Here is an 18390-nt window from a genome sequence, read left to right on the forward strand (position 1 = left end):
GCTCGTCGAGCAAGAGCATGCGTGGCTGCATGGCGATCGCCGTGGCAAGCATCAGGCATTTGCGCTCGAACGCGGACAATTCGCCGGCAAGCCGGCCGAGCGACTGGGATCCCGGGCCGACGAACTCCAGCGCCTCGGCGGCGGCATTGCGGGCCGTGGCCGCTGTCTTTTCCTGCTTGCCGTAGCTGGCGCCGATCAGCGCGTTCTCGAATACGGTCAGCCCGTCGAAGCTGGTCTCCCGCTGAAAGGTCCGGGCAAGGCCGAGGCGCGCGATGGCGTGTCCCGATTTGCCGTTTATGGCAATGCCGTCAAAGCGGATGTTGCCCCGGTCGGGCCCGAACGGGATGCCGGTGATGATGTTGAACAGCGTGCTCTTGCCGCTGCCGTTCGGGCCGGCGATACCGAAGATCTCGCCGGCCTCGACCTTGAACGACACGCCATCGACGGCCTTCAGCGAACCGAAGGCCTTCGACACGTCGTCCAGTTCAAGCAGGGCCATTCCCTACTTCATCCAGGGCTGGAGCTTGAAGGCGCCGGTGGCATATTTCTCAGGCGAGATCAGCGTGCGCTGGCCATCCCAGATCTGGAAGAAGGTGATCGGAATATAGTCGTCGCCCTGCGTGGCCAGGTGGGTGGCGGGATCGAATTTCAGCCGCCCTTCCGCGACCTGCTTGTCGGTCTCCGACAGCGCCTTCATGATCGCCGCATGGTCGGATGCGCCCCCGACCTTCTTGACCGCATCGAAATAGACATTGGTCATTTCGTAGAGGCCGACGCCGTAGGTGCCGCTCTCGACGCCGTATTTTGCCTTGAACTTGGCTGCCACCTCATCGGCGCGCGGGTTCTTCGGCGTCGTCAGCGCGCCGCCGAGCAGGTTGTAGATGATGCCATCCGATTTCTTGCCGGTCAGCTCGACGAATTCCGGAACGCTCGGCGCGTATTGCAGGAAGACGAGGCTCTTGGTCGGCTGCTCGAGGAACTGGTTGAGGAACGACGCCGAATTGCCCGGCAGATAGTCGGTGTTGATGACGACATCGGGAACGTTCTCGCGCACCTTGGCGAGGATCGAACGCCAGTCGGTCACTTCGCCGAAGGGTACGATCTCGTCGACGGTGATGGTCCAGCCCTTCTCCTTGAACGTCTTCTTCATGCCTTCGGAGATGGTCTTCGAATAGGCATTGTCGGACGAGATGATGGCGACCTTCTTGGTCGGCAGGGTGATCTTGCCGTCGGCCGCGAGCTTCTCGACGAACAGGGTGACGTCGGTGTTGTAGGCGTCGAAGGAAGGCGTCAGTGACCAGCAGCACATGTATTTGTCGGGGCTCGGCGCGATGATGTCCCTGGTCTGCTGCGAGGTGGCCGCCAGCATGTAGGGCATTTCCGCCTCGGCCATGTTGTCGATCTCGAAATTGGTCAGGCTGGCATAGCCGGTCAGCATGAAGTGTACGCCCGGATCGCCAAGCAGGCGTTCGACGGCGCTGGTGACGTTGCCGGCGGACTGATCCTTGACGTCGCCGACCACCAGTTCGAACGTATCCCCGGCAACGCCGCCGGCTGCGTTCGCTTCGTCGATGGCCATCTGCACGCCGCGCTGGAATTCCTGGCCGTCCGCCGCGGCAGGGCCGGTGAGCGGCGCAAGCAGGCCGATCTTGACGACGTCGGCAAAGGCGGGGGCGGCTGATGCGGCAAACATGCCGATCAACGTCGTGCTCATCAGCATATGGCGGATTCGACTTGCGGCGGATTTGGGCTTCATCGTGCTGTTCCCTGTTTTCCTCCCGTTCATCGGGAGTTGGATAATTGACAATCTACGCATAATTGTTCTTATTTGAAAAGGATTTTTCAACGCAACCTGGCCGGGAAGATGGTTCCCGCAAAGGTATGGAAGCCGTGGCGCTTTGCTGCGCAACTGCATTAAAACAGGGCAAGTCCCGACGGAGCGGACAATGACGATCTCGCAGAAGACCCTTGAAACCAGCCACGGCAAGATCGCGGTGCGTGAGACCAGCGGCCAGGGAACCGCTGTCATGCTGATCCACGGCAATTCATCTTCCAGTGCCGTTTTCCGCAACCAGTTGGACGGCCCGTTGGGCGAGCGATATCACCTCATCGCTCCCGACCTACCCGGCCATGGAGCGTCCGGCGATGCGATCGATCCAGAGCGTTCCTACAGCATGGAAGGCTATGCCGATGCCATGACCGAAGTGCTCGGGCTGCTCGGCATCGACAAGGCCATCGTCTTCGGCTGGTCGCTCGGCGGCCATATCGGGCTTGAGATGATCGACCGCTTTCCCGGCCTGCTTGGCTTGATGATCACCGGCACGCCGCCTGTCTCGCCCGAGGAGGTCGGTAGCGGATTCAAGCCGAGCCCGCATATGCATCTCGCCGGGCAGGAGACCTTCACCGGCGCCGACGTGGAGGCCTATGCGCGCAGCACTTGCGGCGAGCCGTTCGAGCCGTTTCTCATCGACACGGTGGCGCGCACCGATGGACGGGCGCGGCGCCTGATGTTCGAAAAGTTCGCGGCCGGCACTGGCCGGAACCAGCGCGAGATCGTGGCCGGCAAGACGCCGCCGATCGCCGTTCTGAACGGCATCGACGAGCCATTCGTCAACACCGATTTCGTCTCCGCTGTGAAATTCTCCAATCTATGGGAAGGCAAGACCCATCTGCTCGACAAATCCGGCCACGCGCCGTTCTGGGATTCGCCGGATCGCTTCAATCCGGTCCTCGCCCGCTTCCTGGCAAGCGTCGACATAGCGTAGGTCCGTCGGAAACCGGCGCCACGGACCCGCCTTCGCGTTGGGTGGGTGACAATCACGCGCATCTGTCGTATATTGACATAAAGATATCCTTATGTGACATGAAAAGGCCTGTCGCCAAAGGGATAAAAAATGTCGCAGAATTCTGCCTCGCTGGACGCATTGTTCGGCCCCGTCGCGGCAAAACCGGACGGCCCGGAAGTGCTTGCCGCGCTGACAGCGGCGGCACGCGAGCGCATTCTCATCCTCGACGGCGCCATGGGCACCCAGATCCAGGGCCTCGGGTTTAACGAGGACCAATTCCGCGGCGAGGCTTTCGCCGGCTGCGCCTGCCATCAGCAGGGCAACAACGACCTTTTGATCCTGACCCAGCCCGGGGCGATCGAGGAGATCCATTATCAATACGCCATCGCAGGCGCCGACATCCTGGAGACCAATACTTTCTCCTCGACCTCGATCGCCCAGGCCGACTACGGCATGGAAGATGCCGTCTATGCGCTGAACCGCGATGGCGCGCGGCTGGTCAGGCGCGCCGCTGTTCGGGCCGAGCAGCAGGACGGCAAACGAAGGTTTGTCGCCGGAGCGCTCGGGCCGACAAACCGCACCGCCTCGATGTCGCCCGACGTCAACAATCCCGGCTATCGCGCCGTGACCTTCGACGATTTGCGCCTCGCCTATGGCGAGCAGCTGCGCGGGTTGATCGATGGCGGCGCCGACATCATCCTGATCGAGACCATCTTCGACACGCTGAACGCCAAGGCGGCGATCTTCGCGGCGGAAGAGATCTTCATCGAGAAGGGCGTGCGCCTGCCCGTGATGATATCGGGCACCATCACGGACCTCTCCGGCCGCACGCTGTCGGGCCAGACGCCGACCGCCTTCTGGCATTCGGTGCGCCATGCCAACCCCTTCACCATCGGCCTCAACTGCGCGCTCGGCGCCAACGCCATGCGAGCGCATCTGGCCGAAATATCCGGTGTCGCCGACACCTTTGTCTGCGCTTATCCGAATGCCGGCCTGCCCAACGAATTCGGCCGGTATGACGAAAGCCCGGACTTCATGGCCGCCCAGATCGAGGATTTCGCGCGTGAGGGACTGGTCAATGTCGTCGGCGGCTGCTGCGGCTCGACGCCGGAGCACATCCGCGCCATCGCCGAGGCGGTGCGGAAGTATCCGCCGCGCGCCATTCCGGACATTGAGCCCAGGATGCGCCTGTCCGGGCTGGAGCCATTCACGCTCACCGACGAGATCCCCTTCGTCAATGTCGGCGAGCGAACCAATGTCACCGGCTCGGCCAAGTTCCGGAAACTGATCACGGCGGGCGACTATGTCGCCGCGCTCGACGTCGCCCGCGACCAGGTCGCCAACGGCGCGCAGATCATCGACATCAACATGGACGAGGGTCTGATCGATTCGAAGAAGGCCATGGTCGAATACCTCAACCTGATCGCCGCCGAGCCGGACATCGCCCGCGTTCCTGTCATGGTCGACAGTTCGAAATGGGAGATCATCGAAGCCGGCTTGAAATGCGTGCAGGGCAAGCCGCTGGTCAACTCCATCTCGATGAAGGAGGGCGAAGAAGCCTTCCTGCATCATGCCAGGCTGGTCCGCGCCTATGGCGCCGCCGTCGTCGTCATGGCCTTCGACGAGGATGGCCAGGCCGACACCAAGGCGCGCAAGGTCGAGATCTGCACCCGCGCCTACAAGCTCCTCACCGAGCAGGCCGGCTTCCCGCCCGAGGACATCGTCTTCGATCCCAACGTGTTCGCCATCGCCACCGGCATCGAGGAGCACGACAATTACGGCGTCGACTTCATCGAGGCGGCCGGCGAGATCACCGCCACGCTGCCGCATGTCCACATTTCTGGCGGCGTGTCGAACCTGTCTTTCTCGTTCCGTGGCAACGAGCCGGTGCGCGAGGCCATGCATGCCGTATTCCTTTACCATGCCATCCAGCGCGGCATGGACATGGGCATCGTCAATGCCGGCCAGCTCGCCGTCTACGATACGATCGAGCCTGATCTGCGCGAGGCCTGCGAGGATGTCGTGCTCAACCGCGCGCCCAAGGCCGGCGGCACCGCCACCGAACGCATGCTGGAGATCGCCGAACGCTTCAAGGGCACGGCCGGCAAGGAAGCGCAGGAGCGCGATCTCGTCTGGCGCGAATGGACTGTCGAACAGCGGATCAGCCATGCGCTGGTCAACGGCATCACCGAATTCATCGACGCCGACACCGAGGAAGCACGGCTTGCCGCCGAGCGGCCGCTGCATGTCATCGAAGGCCCGCTGATGGCCGGCATGAACGTCGTCGGTGATCTGTTCGGCGCGGGAAAGATGTTCCTGCCGCAAGTGGTGAAGTCGGCGCGGGTAATGAAGCAGGCGGTGGCTGGACTGCTGCCGCACATGGAAGCCGAGAAGCTGGCAAACGCCGCCAACGGCATCGACAATGGCGAACGCAAAACGGCCGGAAAAATCCTGATGGCGACGGTCAAGGGCGATGTCCATGACATCGGCAAGAACATCGTCGGCGTGGTTCTCGCCTGCAACAATTACGAGATCATCGATCTCGGCGTCATGGTGCCGGCGGCCAGGATCCTGCAGACGGCGCGCGAGCAAAATGTCGATATCATCGGCCTGTCCGGCCTGATTACGCCGTCGCTGGACGAGATGGCGCACATGGCCGCCGAGATGGAGCGTGAAGGCTTCGACATTCCGCTGCTGATCGGCGGCGCGACGACCAGCCGCGTGCACACGGCGGTGAAGATCCACCCGCGCTACAGCAAGGGGCAGACGGTCTATGTCACCGACGCCAGCCGCGCGGTCGGCGTGGTCTCATCCTTGCTGTCCAACGAGAGCAAGCGCGGCTTTGTCGATACGGTGCGCGCCGAATACAAGAAGGTCGCCGATGCGCATGCCCGCTCGGAAGCCGACAAGCAGCGTTTGCCGCTGGCCAAGGCGAGGGCCAATGCGCATCGGATAGACTGGTCCGAATATGAGCCGCCGAAGCCGTCCTTCACAGGCGTGAAGGTGTTCGAGAACTGGGACCTGACCGAGCTCGCGCGCTACATCGATTGGACGCCGTTCTTCCAGACCTGGGAGCTGAAGGGCCGCTATCCCAAAATACTCGAAGACGAGGCGCAAGGTGCCGCCGCACGCCAGCTGTTCGAGGATGCGCAGGCGATGCTGAACAAGATCATCGCCGAGAAATGGTTCGCGCCGCGCGGCGTCATCGGCTTCTGGCCGGCCAACACCGTCGGCGACGACATCAGGCTGTTTACGGACGAGAAGCGGTCGCAGGAACTGGCGACGTTCTTCACCTTGCGCCAGCAACTGACCAAGCGCGACGGCAAGGCCAATGTTGCCCTGTCGGATTTCGTCGCGCCGGCGGAGTGCGGCAAGGCCGATTACATCGGCGGCTTCATCGTCACCGCCGGCATCGAGGAGGTGGCGATCGCCGAACGCTTCGAACGCGCCAACGACGACTATTCCTCGATCATGGTCAAGGCGCTGGCCGACCGCTTCGCCGAAGCCTTTGCCGAGCGCATGCATGAGAAGGTGCGCAAGGAATTCTGGGGCTACGTGCCAGACGAATCGTTGGCGCCGGACGAGCTGATCGGCGAACCCTATCGCGGCATCCGACCGGCGCCCGGCTATCCGGCTCAGCCCGACCATACGGAGAAGGCGACTTTGTTCCGGCTGCTCGACGGCGAAGGCAATGCCGGCGTGAGACTGACCGAAAGCTATGCGATGTGGCCGGGTTCATCCGTCTCGGGGATCTATCTGGCGCATCCCGAAAGCTATTATTTCGGCGTCGCCAAGATCGAGCGCGACCAGGTCGAGGATTATGCGCGCCGCAAGGCGATGCCGTTGGTCGAGGCCGAGCGCTGGCTTGGCCCCATCCTCAACTACGTGCCGGCACACTATGCCGAGGCGGCTGAATAGCCGATGCCGGCGCGCCTGACGGGAGCGACAGGCGAATGCCGGTCGCTTCTCCATTGTCATCCTGGCCCGCTTCGATTCCTGTGGGCTATTGCATGGCCGACGGGTTCATCCACAGCAGCTCCCAGACGTTGCCGTCCGGATCTTCGATGTGGCGGTTGAACATGAAACCAAGATCCTGCGCCGGGTTGGGATCGGCGCGACCGCCTGCCGCCACGCCCTTCTCGATTACGACATTGACCTCGTCCTTGCTGTCGACGGTGAGTGCGATCAACATCTGGCTGTCCCGCTTGGGGTCGCCGATCGGGCGCGCTGTGAACTGGCTGTAATGCTGGTGCGTCAGCAACATGACCCCGATCGAGTCTGAGAACATGATCGAGCTGGACTGGTCGCTCGAGAACTGCGGGTTCAGCGTGCCCCCGATCGCGAGATAGAACTTGGTCGCCGCCTGCAGATCGCGTACCGGTAGATTGAGGAAGATCATTTTGGTCATCGGTCTAAGCCTTGCTGCCGTTGATGGGTACTAGCCAGTCTAGTACTGTAACTATGGCTACCATGCGGGAACGGTACCGTCTAGTACTGGTTGAGAGGCGCTATGAAAATTGATGGTGAGACCAGGTCGGCTCGCAAGGATCGTGAAATCATTGAAGCGGCTACGGCCGCCTTCATCGCCAAGGGCTATGATGGAACCAGCATGGAAGAGATCGCCACCAAAGCAGGCGCATCCAAGCAGACTGTCTACAAGCATTTCACGGACAAGGAGACGCTTTTCGGCGAAGTCGTCGAGTCCACCGCCAGCCAGACCAACGATGTCGTCGAGTCGGTGACGATGCTGCTTTCCGAGGCGAAATTCATGGAGGGTGGGCTACAGCAGCTTGCCCGACGCATGACAACGACGCTGATGGACGAAGAGCTGCTGAAGCTGCGGCGTCTGATTATCGCCAACGCGGATCGGATGCCGCAGCTTGGCCGGAGCTGGTATGAAAAAGGTTTTGAACGCATGCTTGCCTCGGTGGCATCATGCTTTCAAAAGCTTACCAGTCGAGGCCTGTTGCAGACCAGCGATCCCCGTCTGGCGGCCAGCCATCTCTTCGGAATGCTTCTCTGGATCCCAATGAACGAAGCCATGTTCACCGGAAGCAACCCGCGTTCGAAGGCGGATCTCGAGCGGCACGCCGATGCTTCGGTCGAAGCATTCCTTGCCGCCTATGGGGCGCGGCCGAAATAGTCGCGCGCCGCTCCGCCAGCGACGCTTATTGTGGTCGATTGTCCGTCCACGCCAGCATCTTTTGCTTAAGGCCGGTGGCGGAGTCGGTTTAGGCACAGGGTGCTCGCTTACGATCCAAGGCTGCGATAAACCCAGGGCAGCCGTCTTTGCAGCTGGAGCGTCAAATGACCGTACTCACCCGACGCCGGCTTTTGAAAACGGCAGCGATTGCCGGCGCAGGCGGGGTCGGGCTTTCGGCCATGGGCCGGCTTGGTGGCTGGGCCGCTGCCATGCCTGAGCCGGTGGTTTTGCAGACGGCAAAGATCCAGGCGAAGCTGATGGATATCGGCCAGACCAGGGATGTGCTGACCTATGGCAACGCCGGAATGCCGCCCGTGCTCAGAATGAAAAAAGGCCAGCCCTTCGCTGCACGCCTTGTCAACGCGATCGACGATCCGACGACGATCCACTGGCACGGTATTCGCGTTCCAAACAAGATGGACGGCGTGCCGTTCCTGGTCCAGCCCTACGTCTACACCGGCGATCATTTCGACTACGCCTTCACGCCGCCCGATGCCGGCACCTTCTGGTACCACCCGCATTGCAACACGCTGGAGCAGATGGGCCATGGCCTGACGGGCGTGATCGTGGTCGAAAACCCAAGCGATCCGAAATTCGACGCCGAAATCGTCCTCAACTTGCGTGACTGGCGCCTCGGCGACGACGGTCAGTTCATCGACCAGTTCCGGCCGCGCGATGCCGCAAGAACCGGCACTTACGGCACGGTGCGCACCGCAAACTGGCTCGACCAGCCGCAATATGACACGCCGGCCGGAGGGCTGGTGCGGCTCAGGGTCGCCATCACCGACGTGACGCGCATCTACGCTTTTCGCGTCGACGGTGCGCAGGCGAGTGTCATGGCGCTCGACGGCAATCCGGTGCCTGAGCGTTTTTCGCCCGATGCCTTGCTGCTTGGACCCGGCCAGCGCATGGAGCTGGCCATACGCATGCCCGACGAGGAAGGCGCGATCGTCAGCTTGAGGGACGTCAGAGGCACCAAGCCAAAAATCCTGGCAACCCTGCGCGCGACAGGAAACTCCCTCAAACGGGACATTCGCGATGTTGCTCCACTGGAGCTCAATCCGGTGGCGGAAGTGGATCTCGCCAGTGCCAGGCATATTTCCCTGGCGCTCAGCGCCACGGCGGAAAATGTCCCGAGCGATGGCATCTGCGGCTCGCTGGGCTACAGTTTCTGGGCCATCAACAAAGTGCCGTGGCCCGGCGACACCAAGGATCCGACCGCGCCTCTGGCCGAACTGAAGCTTGGCCAAAGCTACGTCATCGACATGGAGAACCTGACGCCGCAATCCCATCCCATGCATCTGCACGGCATGAGCTTCAAGGTGCTGTCGTCCTCGACGCGCCAGGTTCAGCCCGTGATTTCCGACACCTATCTCATCCAGCCCAACGAGAAGGTTCAGCTCGGTTTCGTCGCCGATAATCCCGGCGACTGGCTGCTGCACTGCCACATCATCGAGCACCAGAAATCGGGAATGACGAGCTACGTCAGGGTGGTGTGAAGCCGCGTCAGCCTGCGCGTGGCGTCTGGACCGTCACTTGCGCAATTGAGCCTCGATCTCGTCGAGCACTTTGTCCTTGCCGATGCCGGTGAGGAAGGCGAGGCCCTTGATGACCGGCTTGGTCACCGAAGCGGAGATCGGGGTGGTTGCGACGATGAAGTCGACATTGTCGGCCAGTCCGGGCACTTCGGTGGCCTTTGCCTGCTGGGCATTGAAGGTGAGGCCGCGTTTCTTCATTTCCTCGGTGACGGCGACGTTGACCGCGGTCGAGGTGGCGATGCCCGTGCCGCAGGCGAAGAGAATGGTTTTCTGTCTGGACATCTCTGCTTCTCCTTGGTTATCAGCCGAGTACGGCTCGCACGTCTTCGAGGGTTCTGGCCGACCTCAAATCATCCAAGGCTTGCGGGTTCTGGATGGTGGCCATGACGGCCTGCAGCGCCTCAATCTGCTTGTCCTTGTCGTTGATGGCAAGCAGGAAAACGAAGCCGACCGGCAGCATCTCGTCGGGATCCTCCATGTTGGCGAAGGTCACTGGTTGCTTCAATGTGCCCATCGCGATGCCAGGCTTCAGCACATGCTCCGGATCGGTGTGCGGCACCGCGACATTGTCGGAGCGTTCCAGCGGCAGTCCTGTCGGGATGGTCAATTCGCGGCGCACGACCGCGTCGGCATAGGAGCTTTTGACATAGCCAAGTGTCTCCAGCCGGCCCGCCAGGATGCGGATGATCTCCTCATTGGTCGAGGCATCGGATCCGAGCACGATCGCGTCGGGATCCAGAAGCTGCATGAGGCCGTCGGACATTCTTTGCTCCGTCGATGAAATCGTGCGCCCCGAGGAGGGCGCACGATCGGGCTCCGTCGATGAAATCGGGCGCCCCGAGGAGGGCGCACGATCGGTTTGAAGGGTGGACCCTATCAGGTTCAGGCCGTCTCTTCGGCCGGCTCGTCCTCGGCGCCCGCGGCCCGCTCCCAGCCGAGCGGATTGCGGCGGTAGAGGACAAACAATGCCGCGATGACCACCGCGATCACGATGATGCCGACAAGTCCAAGCCCCTGGATCGCCTCGATGACCACGTAAGGCACCCACAGGAAGCCGTCGACCACCGAGGTGATCTGCAGCGCATCCGCCGGCAGCTTGAAGCCCGATGCGACGGCAGCACTTGTGAACAGCGGCGCCAGCGCGTTGGCGACGTAGAAGCCGATGGCCAGCGTCACCGTGCCGATCACCACCATGCGGAACACGTTGCCTTTGACCAGCGGCGCGGTCATGGCGACGATGAAGGGAATGACCGCAAGGTCGGCGAACAGGATGACGCGGTTGCCCGGCAGGATGATGGACAGGATGATCGCGATCGGCACCAGGATCAGCGACGACGAGATCGCGGCCGGATGGCCGATCAGGATCGCGGAATCGAGGCCAACAAGAAGCTCGCGATCGCCCGTGCGCTTGCGCACGAATGCCTGGGCTGCGTCGGAAACCGGCAGCAGGCCTTCCATCAGGATCTTGACCATGCGCGGCAGCAGCAGCATCACCGCGGCCAGCGTCATGCCGGTGCCCAGAACCTTGGCCAGCACCACGCTGAGATCACCCGCATTGTAGAAGGCGATCGCACCAAGCACGAGGCCGATGATGAGGCCCATCACGACAGGTTCGCCGAACACGCCGAACCTGCGCTCGATCGTATCGGTGTTGATGTTGATGCGGTTGATCCCGGGAATGCGGTCCATGATCCAGTTGAGCACAATGGCGATCGGCAGGATCTGCGCCGAGGCGAGATGCGGCACGGAGATGCCGGGCACGCCGTAGAACTGCTGCACCGCGCGCGCCGACCAGTCGGCGAACAACAGCGAGAGTGCTGCGACAAGTGCTGCGACCGCGATGCCATAGGCCAGGTTGTCGGTTGCGGCGACCACCAGCGAGCCGACAAAGGCGAAGTGCCAGAAGTTCCAGACGTCGACATTGAGCGTGCGCGTCATGCGTGTCAGCAACAGCACGATGTTGACGAGAATGCCGACCGGAATGACCCAAAGGCCGACCGATGAGCCGAAGGCGATCGCGGCCGCGGAGGGCCAGCCGACATCGATGATGTCGCGATGGATGCCGGTGTTGGTGACGATGGCCTTGGCGACGTCGCCAATCGACGTGAACATGAGGCCAAGCACCAGATTGATGCCGATGAAGGCGACGCCGATGGTGACGGCGGCGCGAAAAGCCTTGCTGACCTTGGCGCCCAGAACCACGGCGATGACGAAAATGACAATTGGCAGCAGGATCGTCGGGCCAAGCGTATCGATGGCCCCTTTTAGGCCCGCGAGAACAGTATCCATTTTTCCTCCCCTGGAGCCGCGAGCCTTCGCTCGACGCCTCGCAATGATGCTCCATCCAGCCTTTGACGCCGTGGCGCAAAGACACTCCCCAATTTGCCCAGAGGCGAATGCTTCCCGACTGTCGCGTCGGTGAACATTTGCCTTTGTTGACAAACGAATGTTTTATTGGGGTTGTCCGCTGCAATGTCAATTGGTTGGGCTTCGGCGAATCGAGCCCCGGCGGACGTGCCTTCCGAGACGATTTCGTGGGAAATTGCCGGTCGCGACCGGGTTTCGTTGGCAAATAGAACCCATTCCCTGCTATCCGACCCCAAATCACGAAGCTGTGGACATTCCTGCATGACCAACGTCGCCCTGACCGGGCTTGCCCGTGATCTCGCCAAGCGTGCCGCCGAGAACCGCCCGGTGCGCATCGGTGTCATCGGTTCGGGCGAAATGGGCACCGATCTGGTCACGCAGGGCATGCTGATGCCGGGCATTTCGGTCTGCGCCGTCTCGACGCGCCGCCCGCACACCGCGCGCGACGCTATCCGTATCGCCTATGGCGACGAAGCCATGGCGGTCGAAGCCGACACCGCCTCGAAAGTCACCGCGGCAATCGAGGCGGGAAAAATCGCCGTCACATCCAACGAGATGCTGGTCACCAATCCGCTGATCGACGTCGTCATCGACGCCACCGGCAAGCCGGGCGTCGCCGCCGATTTCGACCTCATGGCGATGGAGCACGGCAAGCATCTGGTGATGATGAACGTCGAGGCCGACGTCACCATCGGCTGCTATCTCAAGCAGCAGGCCGACCGGCTTGGCGTCGTCTATTCGGTGGGTGCGGGCGACGAGCCGTCGAGCTGCATGGAACTGATCGAGTTTGCGTCGGCGCTCGGGCTGACCATCGTGTCGGCCGGCAAGGGCAAGAACAACCCGCTCAACCACGATGCCGTACCGGACGATTATCGCGCCGAAGCGATCCGCCGCAACATGAACCCGCGCATGCTGGTCGAGTTCGTCGACGGCTCCAAGACCATGGTCGAGATGTGCGCCATCGCCAACGCCACCGGGCTGGTGCCGGACGTCCCCGGCATGCACGGCCCCAGGGCCGATCGCGACGACCTCGCCAAGGTGCTCATCCCGCGCGAGGATGGCGGTCTGCTCACGAAGAAAGGCGTCGTCGACTACACGGTCGGCAAGGGCGTCGCGCCCGGCGTCTTCGTCATCGTCGAGGCGACGCATCCGCGCATCATCGAGCGCATGGACGATCTGCATATCGGGCACGGCCCCTATTACAGCCTGTTCCGGCCTTATCATCTGACGTCGCTGGAAGTGCCGCTGACCGCAGCCCGCATCGTGCTTTTCGGCAAGCCCGACATGGTGCCGTTGCCGCGGCCCGTGGCCGAAGTCTGCGCCGTTGCCAAGCGCGACCTAGTCGCCGGCGAGACCTTCGATGCGATCGGCGAGACTTGTTACCGCTCCTGGACGATGACCGTCGGCGAAGCCCGCGCCCAGCGCGCCGTGCCGGTCGGCCTGCTCGAGGGCGGCAAGGTGCTGAAACCGGTCACGAAAGGCGAATTGCTGACGGCGGATAATGCGTCGCCCGACCAGACGACGAGGCTGTTCGCCTTGCGCCGGCTGCAGGATGAGATGCTGTACGGGACAAACTGAGGATTTATCTCCCCAGTTCGACCGACCGCAGCCGCGCAGCCTCCACCGCTTGCGTCAGCAGATTGGTCAGCCGGTCCTCGCCCATCAGAACGGCCAGCGCCGCGGCCGTCGTGCCGTTGGGGCTGGTGACCTGCTGGCGCAGCACGCCCGGTTCCTCGCCGCTTTCGGCGGCGAGCGAGGCGGCGCCATAGACGGTCTGCATGGCGAGCAGCTTGGCGGTCGCCGTCGGCAGACCGGCCTTCTCGGCGGCAACCGTCAGCGCTTCGATGAAATGGAAGATATAGGCCGGCCCCGATCCGGACACGGCGGTCACCGCATCCATCAGGCCCTCATCGTCGATGGTGGCCACTTCGCCGCTCGCCGACAAAAGGTCGGCGACGAAACGCTTGGTGTCATCGGACACGAGCTTGTTGGAGAACACCACCATCATGCCCTTGCCGATCGCCGCGGGCGTGTTGGGCATGCAGCGCACGATCGGCGCGCGGTTGCCGAGGATTTCCTCGAGGGTGGCGGCAGGCGTGCCGGCGGCGATGCTGACGAAGGTGGTGCGGCCGTCGCCGAAGCGCTTGTAGGCGGCCGTGACGTCGCGGATCACCTGCGGCTTCACCGCGATGACCACGAGATCGGGCAGGGCATCGGCCGGTATGCTACCGGCATCGGCTGATGTCGCGCAGCCCAGCGTTGCCGCGCGATTGCGCAGATCGGCATTGGGCTCGACCACGAAAACCGCCGACGGCGCGAGCTTGCCGGATTTCAGCCAGCCCGAGAGCATGGCGTAGCCCATATTGCCGCAGCCGGCGAGAACAAGCCTGATCGTCATCGAAAGCCCTCCAGAGGAAGGCCTTCACATAGACGATGGCGCTTCCCTGGGGAAGCCCCATCAGGATCGCGAGCCGCGATCGGGATCGCGCACCGCGATTGGCCGCAGCGACACTTGCCTGAGGCCGAGCACGCCGAGCACGAAGAACAGCCAGACCGGGTCGCCGCGATGGAAGAAGAAGCTTTCGAGGAAAGCGTTAAGCGCCGTGAACAGCACCACCATCATGAAGAAGTCGCCGAGAAAGATGTTTTCCCTGCGCAACGGAATGCGCATGTAGTCGCGCAGCGGCGCGATGAGGAAGGTGTAGACCGCCACGCATAGTGCCGGAATGCCCATCAGCACGGCGATGTCGAGATAGCCGTCATGGCCGTGCACGATGGTCCTGATGTCCCAGGGCCGGTCGAATGGCTGGTCTTGGTTGAGCAAGAGCGGCGTGCCCCAGAAGCTCTCATAGCCGTAGCCGGTCCATGGCTTCTTCGCCAGCATGCTGCCGGCGAACTCCCACAGCGTCGTGCGGCCGGTATAGGTCATGCCGGGGAAATAGATCGCCGCCAGATGTTTCACAGGCGGCAGGAAGACGATGCCCAGCGTGCCGACAGCCGTGGCGATGATGGCCAGCGCAAACAGGATCGGCGTGCCGAGCCGCATGCCTATCAGGCTCGGGAACATGACGATCAGGATCGAGAACGGCACCAGGCCGGCTGTCGTCTTGGAGCCGGTGTGCAGCATGAAGATCATCGCCGCGAGGAAGATCCCGGCGCCCCAGTAGCGCTGCCCGCGCCGGTAGAGATAGAGGCCTGCGAAGCTGAGGCAGGCCATGACCGGCCCGGCAATGTTCTTGTGGGTGAACACGCCGCGCCACAGGCCGGCATGTTCGGGCTCCTGCGAGTCGGCTGTGTGCATCGCCTCGTGCGGAAAGACGATGAGGCCGAGATAGGAAAGGCCCATGACCACGACGGCGGTGAAGATGATCACCTTCGAGAAGGCCTCGGCGTCGCGCGGCAGCACCAGGATCGTCGCCATCGTCAGGATGCCGATCAGCGTGAAGGAGGCGGCGCGCATGGCCGAAGGCGGATCGGTCGACAGGATCACCGAGAGGAAAAAGAAGCCCAGCATCAACACCCAGGATGGGCTCAGCAGCGAGCGCACCACGCGCGGATCGGCAAAGGCCATCAGCGAGAAGATCGACATGGCGCCGAGCGAACCGAAGCCAAGCTGGTTGACGATGTCGCCGCCTTGACCGGTGAGTTCGGCGCCGCCCGGCTGGAACGGCCGGAACGACACCATGATGACGGTGAACAGCAGCGCGGCAATGGCGGTGGCCACGCCTTCGCGCGTGAACGCGTCGCCGAGCGGCGCGCGCTCAGTTTTTCTCAGGCTGGCGGTATTGCTCATTGGCATATCCGAATTCGGCCAGCACGCGGCCCAGCGCCACATGGACGGGGTAGATGGCGATCGCCGGCGATCGGGTCCGCGCCAGCCGGATCAGGCCGCGAAACGGCGAGGCGGCAAGCAGTGCCAGGCTCTTCAGCAACACTTTGGCGCCGGCCATTGGCGTGCCGGCGCGCTTCTTCTTTTCGACCAGTGTCGAGATGACGCCGTTGCGCAGGCTGCGGGCGCGGATCCAGTCGGCTTCGATACGCCGCGCCGGAACGGTTTCCAGCACCTTGGCCTCGGCGCACCAGCCCAGCACAAAGCCCTTTTGCACCGACCGGCTGAGAAAGTCGGAATCGCCGCCGCCCATGAAATTGAATCTGAGATCGAGAAAGGGCGGACCCATGGCGATCAGCACGTTGCGCCCGACCAGAAGATTGCCCGACGAATAGAGCGCCGGCACGCGTCCGGTTTCCCGGTAAGGCGGCGCGAACACCGGATGCTCTGCCCATCGCGCATGGGCGGGGTCGGCAAACACGGGCACCTGCGGGCCGCCGACAATGTCGGCGCCGAGCGTTTCGGCAGCCAGGCACATCCGTTCCAGCCACTGCGGATCGGCGATCTCGTCGTCGTCGATGACCAGCAGATGCCTGAAGTTCGGGAATTGCAGGATGGCTGTCTGCCAGCCGGCATTGTAGGCGCTGCAATTGCCGCGCTCATGCGCGATGATCACCAGGCCCGGCATTTCGCCCCGCTCGAACAGCGGCAGCACCGCCTTGGCGCCGGCCCGCGCCTCGGCTTCGTTCTCCATGACGATCACGGCAAAGCGCCTGCCGGTTTGCTGCGCGCGCAGCGACGCCAGCGTTTCCAGCACCTGCTCGGGACGCTTGAAGGTCGGCAAGGTGACGACGGCTTCGACGGCCTCGACGTCAAGCCGCGGCGTGCGTCCCGCGACCGATACCGAACCGTCCGATGGCAAAGGGATCATCCGTGTCCAGCCACATGGTGAGTTGGGCTCTGGTAGCACCACGGTTGATAAGGTTTCGTTAATCACCTTGCACGGAGAAGCCCGCCAGGCAGCGGCTTTCGGCCGTCGAATGTGCAGGCTTAATCAAGGGTTCACCGCACTTTGCTACCGGCTACACCACTGGATAGGTAAGATGCATCTGCTGTTCGCCACATCGATCGTGCCCGACGGCGCTCTCGCCTCGGGCTACGAGATCGCCAACGCTGCGATCATCGCTGCCTTGCGGCGCGCTGGCGCGCGCGTCACCGTCATCGGCTTTACCTGGCCGGGGAAGCCCGCGGCCGACCCCGAAAACACCGTGGTGCTGGGTGCGATCGACGTGCGCACGGAAAATGCCTCCGCGCGGCAAAAGCTGGCCTGGGTCGGCAAGGCGCTGCTTTCGGGCCTCACCTTCGCGTCGGTCAAGCTGCGCGCCGTGTCCGACAGCGATGTTCTCGCTGCCATTGAGCGTGCCGGACCGTTTGACGGCTATGTCTTGAATTCCGTGCAGTTCGCCGGGGCCTTCGAAAAGCTGTTCGCTGAGCGGCCTTCGATCTTCGTTGCCCACAATGTCGAGCATCTTTCGGCGCGGGAGAATGCCGCTGCCGCCGACGGTCTCTTCCAGCGCCTGCTGTTTCGCCGCGAGGCGAGGCTGCTCAAGACCGTCGAAGAGCGTCTCTGCCGCCGGGCGCGCTTCGTCTTCACCCTGGCCGAGGAAGACCGCGCCGCACTCGGTGTCGCCTCCGACAACCGCTCGGCGGTGCTGCCGCTGGTGACCGGTGCCCAGGCGCCAACCCTGAAAAGCCCGCGCCGCACCGATTGCGACGCCGCCCTGATCGGCACCTGGACCTGGCAGCCGAACCGCATCGGCCTCGACTGGTTCCTGGGCAAGGTCGTGCCGCATCTGCGGCCCGATTTCCGCATCCGCATTGCGGGCCACATGCCTTCGGGCGTCGCGTCGAAGCACCCGGGTGTCGAATTTGTCGGCCGCGTGCCCGACGCGCAAGCTTTCGTGCGCGGTGGTGCCGTCATCCCGCTGATCAGCACCGCCGGCAGCGGCGTCCAGTTGAAGACCATCGAAACCTTCGAGCTCGGCCTGCCTTCGGTCGCCACCAGCCGTTCGCTGCGCGGCATCGACCACCGTCCTTCCAATTGCGTCGTCACCGACGATCCCGTTGCCTTCGCCAGGGCGCTCGAGGCTGCGGCGGCCGACATCCGCGACGTTGACGGCAGCGCGTTCCGGGGCTCGCAGGTCAAGGCGCTCGACGCTGCCATCCGGCTCGGCCTCGAAAAGCTCGCCCCTCTCAGGCAGGAGGCGTTTGCATGAACATGCATTCCGCCCGCGCCGCGTTCGGGCTCGACACGCTGAAGACGATTCTTGGCATCCCGGTGGTTGCGGTCCGCTGGAACGATGCCATCGCCCTGCTGAACCGGCTGATTGCCGAGCGGCGCTTCACCAAGGTCAGTTTCCTCAACGCCCACAATGCCAACATCGCCTATACCGACCCGGTGTTCGCCGAAGCACTCGATGATTTCCTCATCCTGCCCGACGGCATCGGCATCGATCTGGCGGCGAGGCTCCTCTACGGGGCGCCGTTTCCCGACAATCTCAATGGTACCGATTTCGTCCCGGCCTTCCTGCAGGCCTCGACGACGCCGCTGACCGTCGGGCTGCTCGGCGCGACGCGCGTCAACGCAGAAGCGGCGTCGGTCAAGCT

The 18390-nt window shown here is 63.2% G+C and carries 16 protein-coding genes; 7 read left to right on the forward strand and 9 right to left on the reverse strand.

Features of this window, described 5'->3' with window-relative positions:
* Together EN879_RS04135 and EN879_RS04140 are read right to left on the reverse strand one after the other, a co-directional pair.
* A partial coding sequence (locus EN879_RS04135; RefSeq protein WP_127273956.1) for an ATP-binding cassette domain-containing protein occupies window positions 1–499 on the reverse strand: 499 nt, incomplete at its 3' end.
* A 3-nt stretch (window positions 500–502) separates the two neighbouring features.
* The gene (locus tag EN879_RS04140) at window positions 503–1756 is read right to left on the reverse strand and encodes an ABC transporter substrate-binding protein (RefSeq protein ID WP_063170050.1); all 1254 of its coding nucleotides are present in this window, start codon (window positions 1754–1756) and stop codon (window positions 503–505) included.
* Between the two features lie 190 nt (window positions 1757–1946).
* Between EN879_RS04140 and EN879_RS04145 the strand changes: the two genes are divergently transcribed.
* A complete protein-coding gene (locus EN879_RS04145) occupies window positions 1947–2765 on the forward strand; it encodes an alpha/beta hydrolase (protein WP_063170051.1) in 819 nt (272 codons plus the stop codon).
* A gap of 129 nt (window positions 2766–2894) precedes the next feature.
* On the forward strand, window positions 2895–6704 hold the full coding sequence (metH, locus tag EN879_RS04150) for a methionine synthase (protein ID WP_063170052.1): 3810 nt from the start codon (window positions 2895–2897) through the stop codon (window positions 6702–6704).
* Between the two features lie 85 nt (window positions 6705–6789).
* Here metH and EN879_RS04155 read toward each other — a convergent pair whose 3' ends face one another.
* Entirely contained in the window at window positions 6790–7194 is a 405-nt protein-coding gene (locus tag EN879_RS04155) for a VOC family protein (RefSeq protein ID WP_013530216.1), read from the reverse strand.
* Between the two features lie 102 nt (window positions 7195–7296).
* Between EN879_RS04155 and EN879_RS04160 the strand changes: the two genes are divergently transcribed.
* Window positions 7297–7929 carry a TetR/AcrR family transcriptional regulator gene (locus EN879_RS04160; RefSeq protein ID WP_024504795.1) on the forward strand — a complete coding sequence of 211 codons (633 nt, stop codon included), beginning with the start codon at window positions 7297–7299 and terminating at the stop codon, window positions 7927–7929.
* Window positions 7930–8093: 164 nt separating this feature from the next.
* On the forward strand, window positions 8094–9488 hold the full coding sequence (locus EN879_RS04165) for a multicopper oxidase family protein (protein WP_063170053.1): 1395 nt from the start codon (window positions 8094–8096) through the stop codon (window positions 9486–9488).
* Window positions 9489–9521: 33 nt separating this feature from the next.
* Here EN879_RS04165 and EN879_RS04170 read toward each other — a convergent pair whose 3' ends face one another.
* The 3 genes from EN879_RS04170 to EN879_RS04180 all read right to left on the reverse strand — a co-directional run bounded on the left by EN879_RS04170 (window position 9522) and on the right by EN879_RS04180 (window position 11816).
* Entirely contained in the window at window positions 9522–9809 is a 288-nt protein-coding gene (locus EN879_RS04170) for a PTS sugar transporter subunit IIB (RefSeq protein ID WP_023809203.1), read from the reverse strand.
* A 19-nt stretch (window positions 9810–9828) separates the two neighbouring features.
* Entirely contained in the window at window positions 9829–10290 is a 462-nt protein-coding gene (locus tag EN879_RS04175) for a PTS sugar transporter subunit IIA (RefSeq protein ID WP_063170054.1), read from the reverse strand.
* A gap of 119 nt (window positions 10291–10409) precedes the next feature.
* Window positions 10410–11816: a PTS sugar transporter subunit IIC gene (locus EN879_RS04180; RefSeq protein WP_013530221.1), complete on the reverse strand. Its 1407-nt coding sequence runs from the start codon at window positions 11814–11816 to the stop codon at window positions 10410–10412.
* A 339-nt stretch (window positions 11817–12155) separates the two neighbouring features.
* Here EN879_RS04180 and EN879_RS04185 point away from each other — a divergent pair, with 339 nt between their 5' ends.
* On the forward strand, window positions 12156–13472 hold the full coding sequence (locus EN879_RS04185) for an NAD(P)H-dependent oxidoreductase (protein ID WP_063170055.1): 1317 nt from the start codon (window positions 12156–12158) through the stop codon (window positions 13470–13472).
* Window positions 13473–13476: 4 nt separating this feature from the next.
* Here EN879_RS04185 and proC read toward each other — a convergent pair whose 3' ends face one another.
* The 3 genes from proC to EN879_RS04200 are packed head-to-tail and all read right to left on the reverse strand — an operon-like array spanning window position 13477 to window position 16654.
* Complete coding sequence (gene proC / locus EN879_RS04190) at window positions 13477–14292, reverse strand: pyrroline-5-carboxylate reductase (protein WP_063170056.1); 816 nt, start codon at window positions 14290–14292, stop codon at window positions 13477–13479.
* Window positions 14293–14352: 60 nt separating this feature from the next.
* The gene (locus EN879_RS04195; RefSeq protein ID WP_063170057.1) at window positions 14353–15687 is read right to left on the reverse strand and encodes an O-antigen ligase; all 1335 of its coding nucleotides are present in this window, start codon (window positions 15685–15687) and stop codon (window positions 14353–14355) included.
* Window positions 15656–16654, reverse strand: a complete 999-nt coding sequence (locus tag EN879_RS04200; RefSeq protein WP_063170058.1) for a glycosyltransferase — start codon at window positions 16652–16654, stop codon at window positions 15656–15658. The genes EN879_RS04195 and EN879_RS04200 overlap by 32 nt, the downstream gene beginning before the upstream one ends.
* 172 nt (window positions 16655–16826) lie before the next feature.
* Between EN879_RS04200 and EN879_RS04205 the strand changes: the two genes are divergently transcribed.
* Window positions 16827–17999 (forward strand): glycosyltransferase family 4 protein, encoded by a 1173-nt coding sequence (locus tag EN879_RS04205; protein WP_063170059.1) that lies wholly within the window; start codon window positions 16827–16829, stop codon window positions 17997–17999.
* The coding region (locus tag EN879_RS04210) for a WecB/TagA/CpsF family glycosyltransferase (RefSeq protein WP_206520921.1) at window positions 17996–18390 on the forward strand (395 nt) is incomplete at its 3' end. The genes EN879_RS04205 and EN879_RS04210, both read left to right, overlap by 4 nt.

The organism is Mesorhizobium sp. M7A.F.Ca.AU.002.02.1.1 (genome assembly GCF_003998535.1).
GTDB classification, from domain to species: domain Bacteria; phylum Pseudomonadota; class Alphaproteobacteria; order Rhizobiales; family Rhizobiaceae; genus Mesorhizobium; species Mesorhizobium ciceri.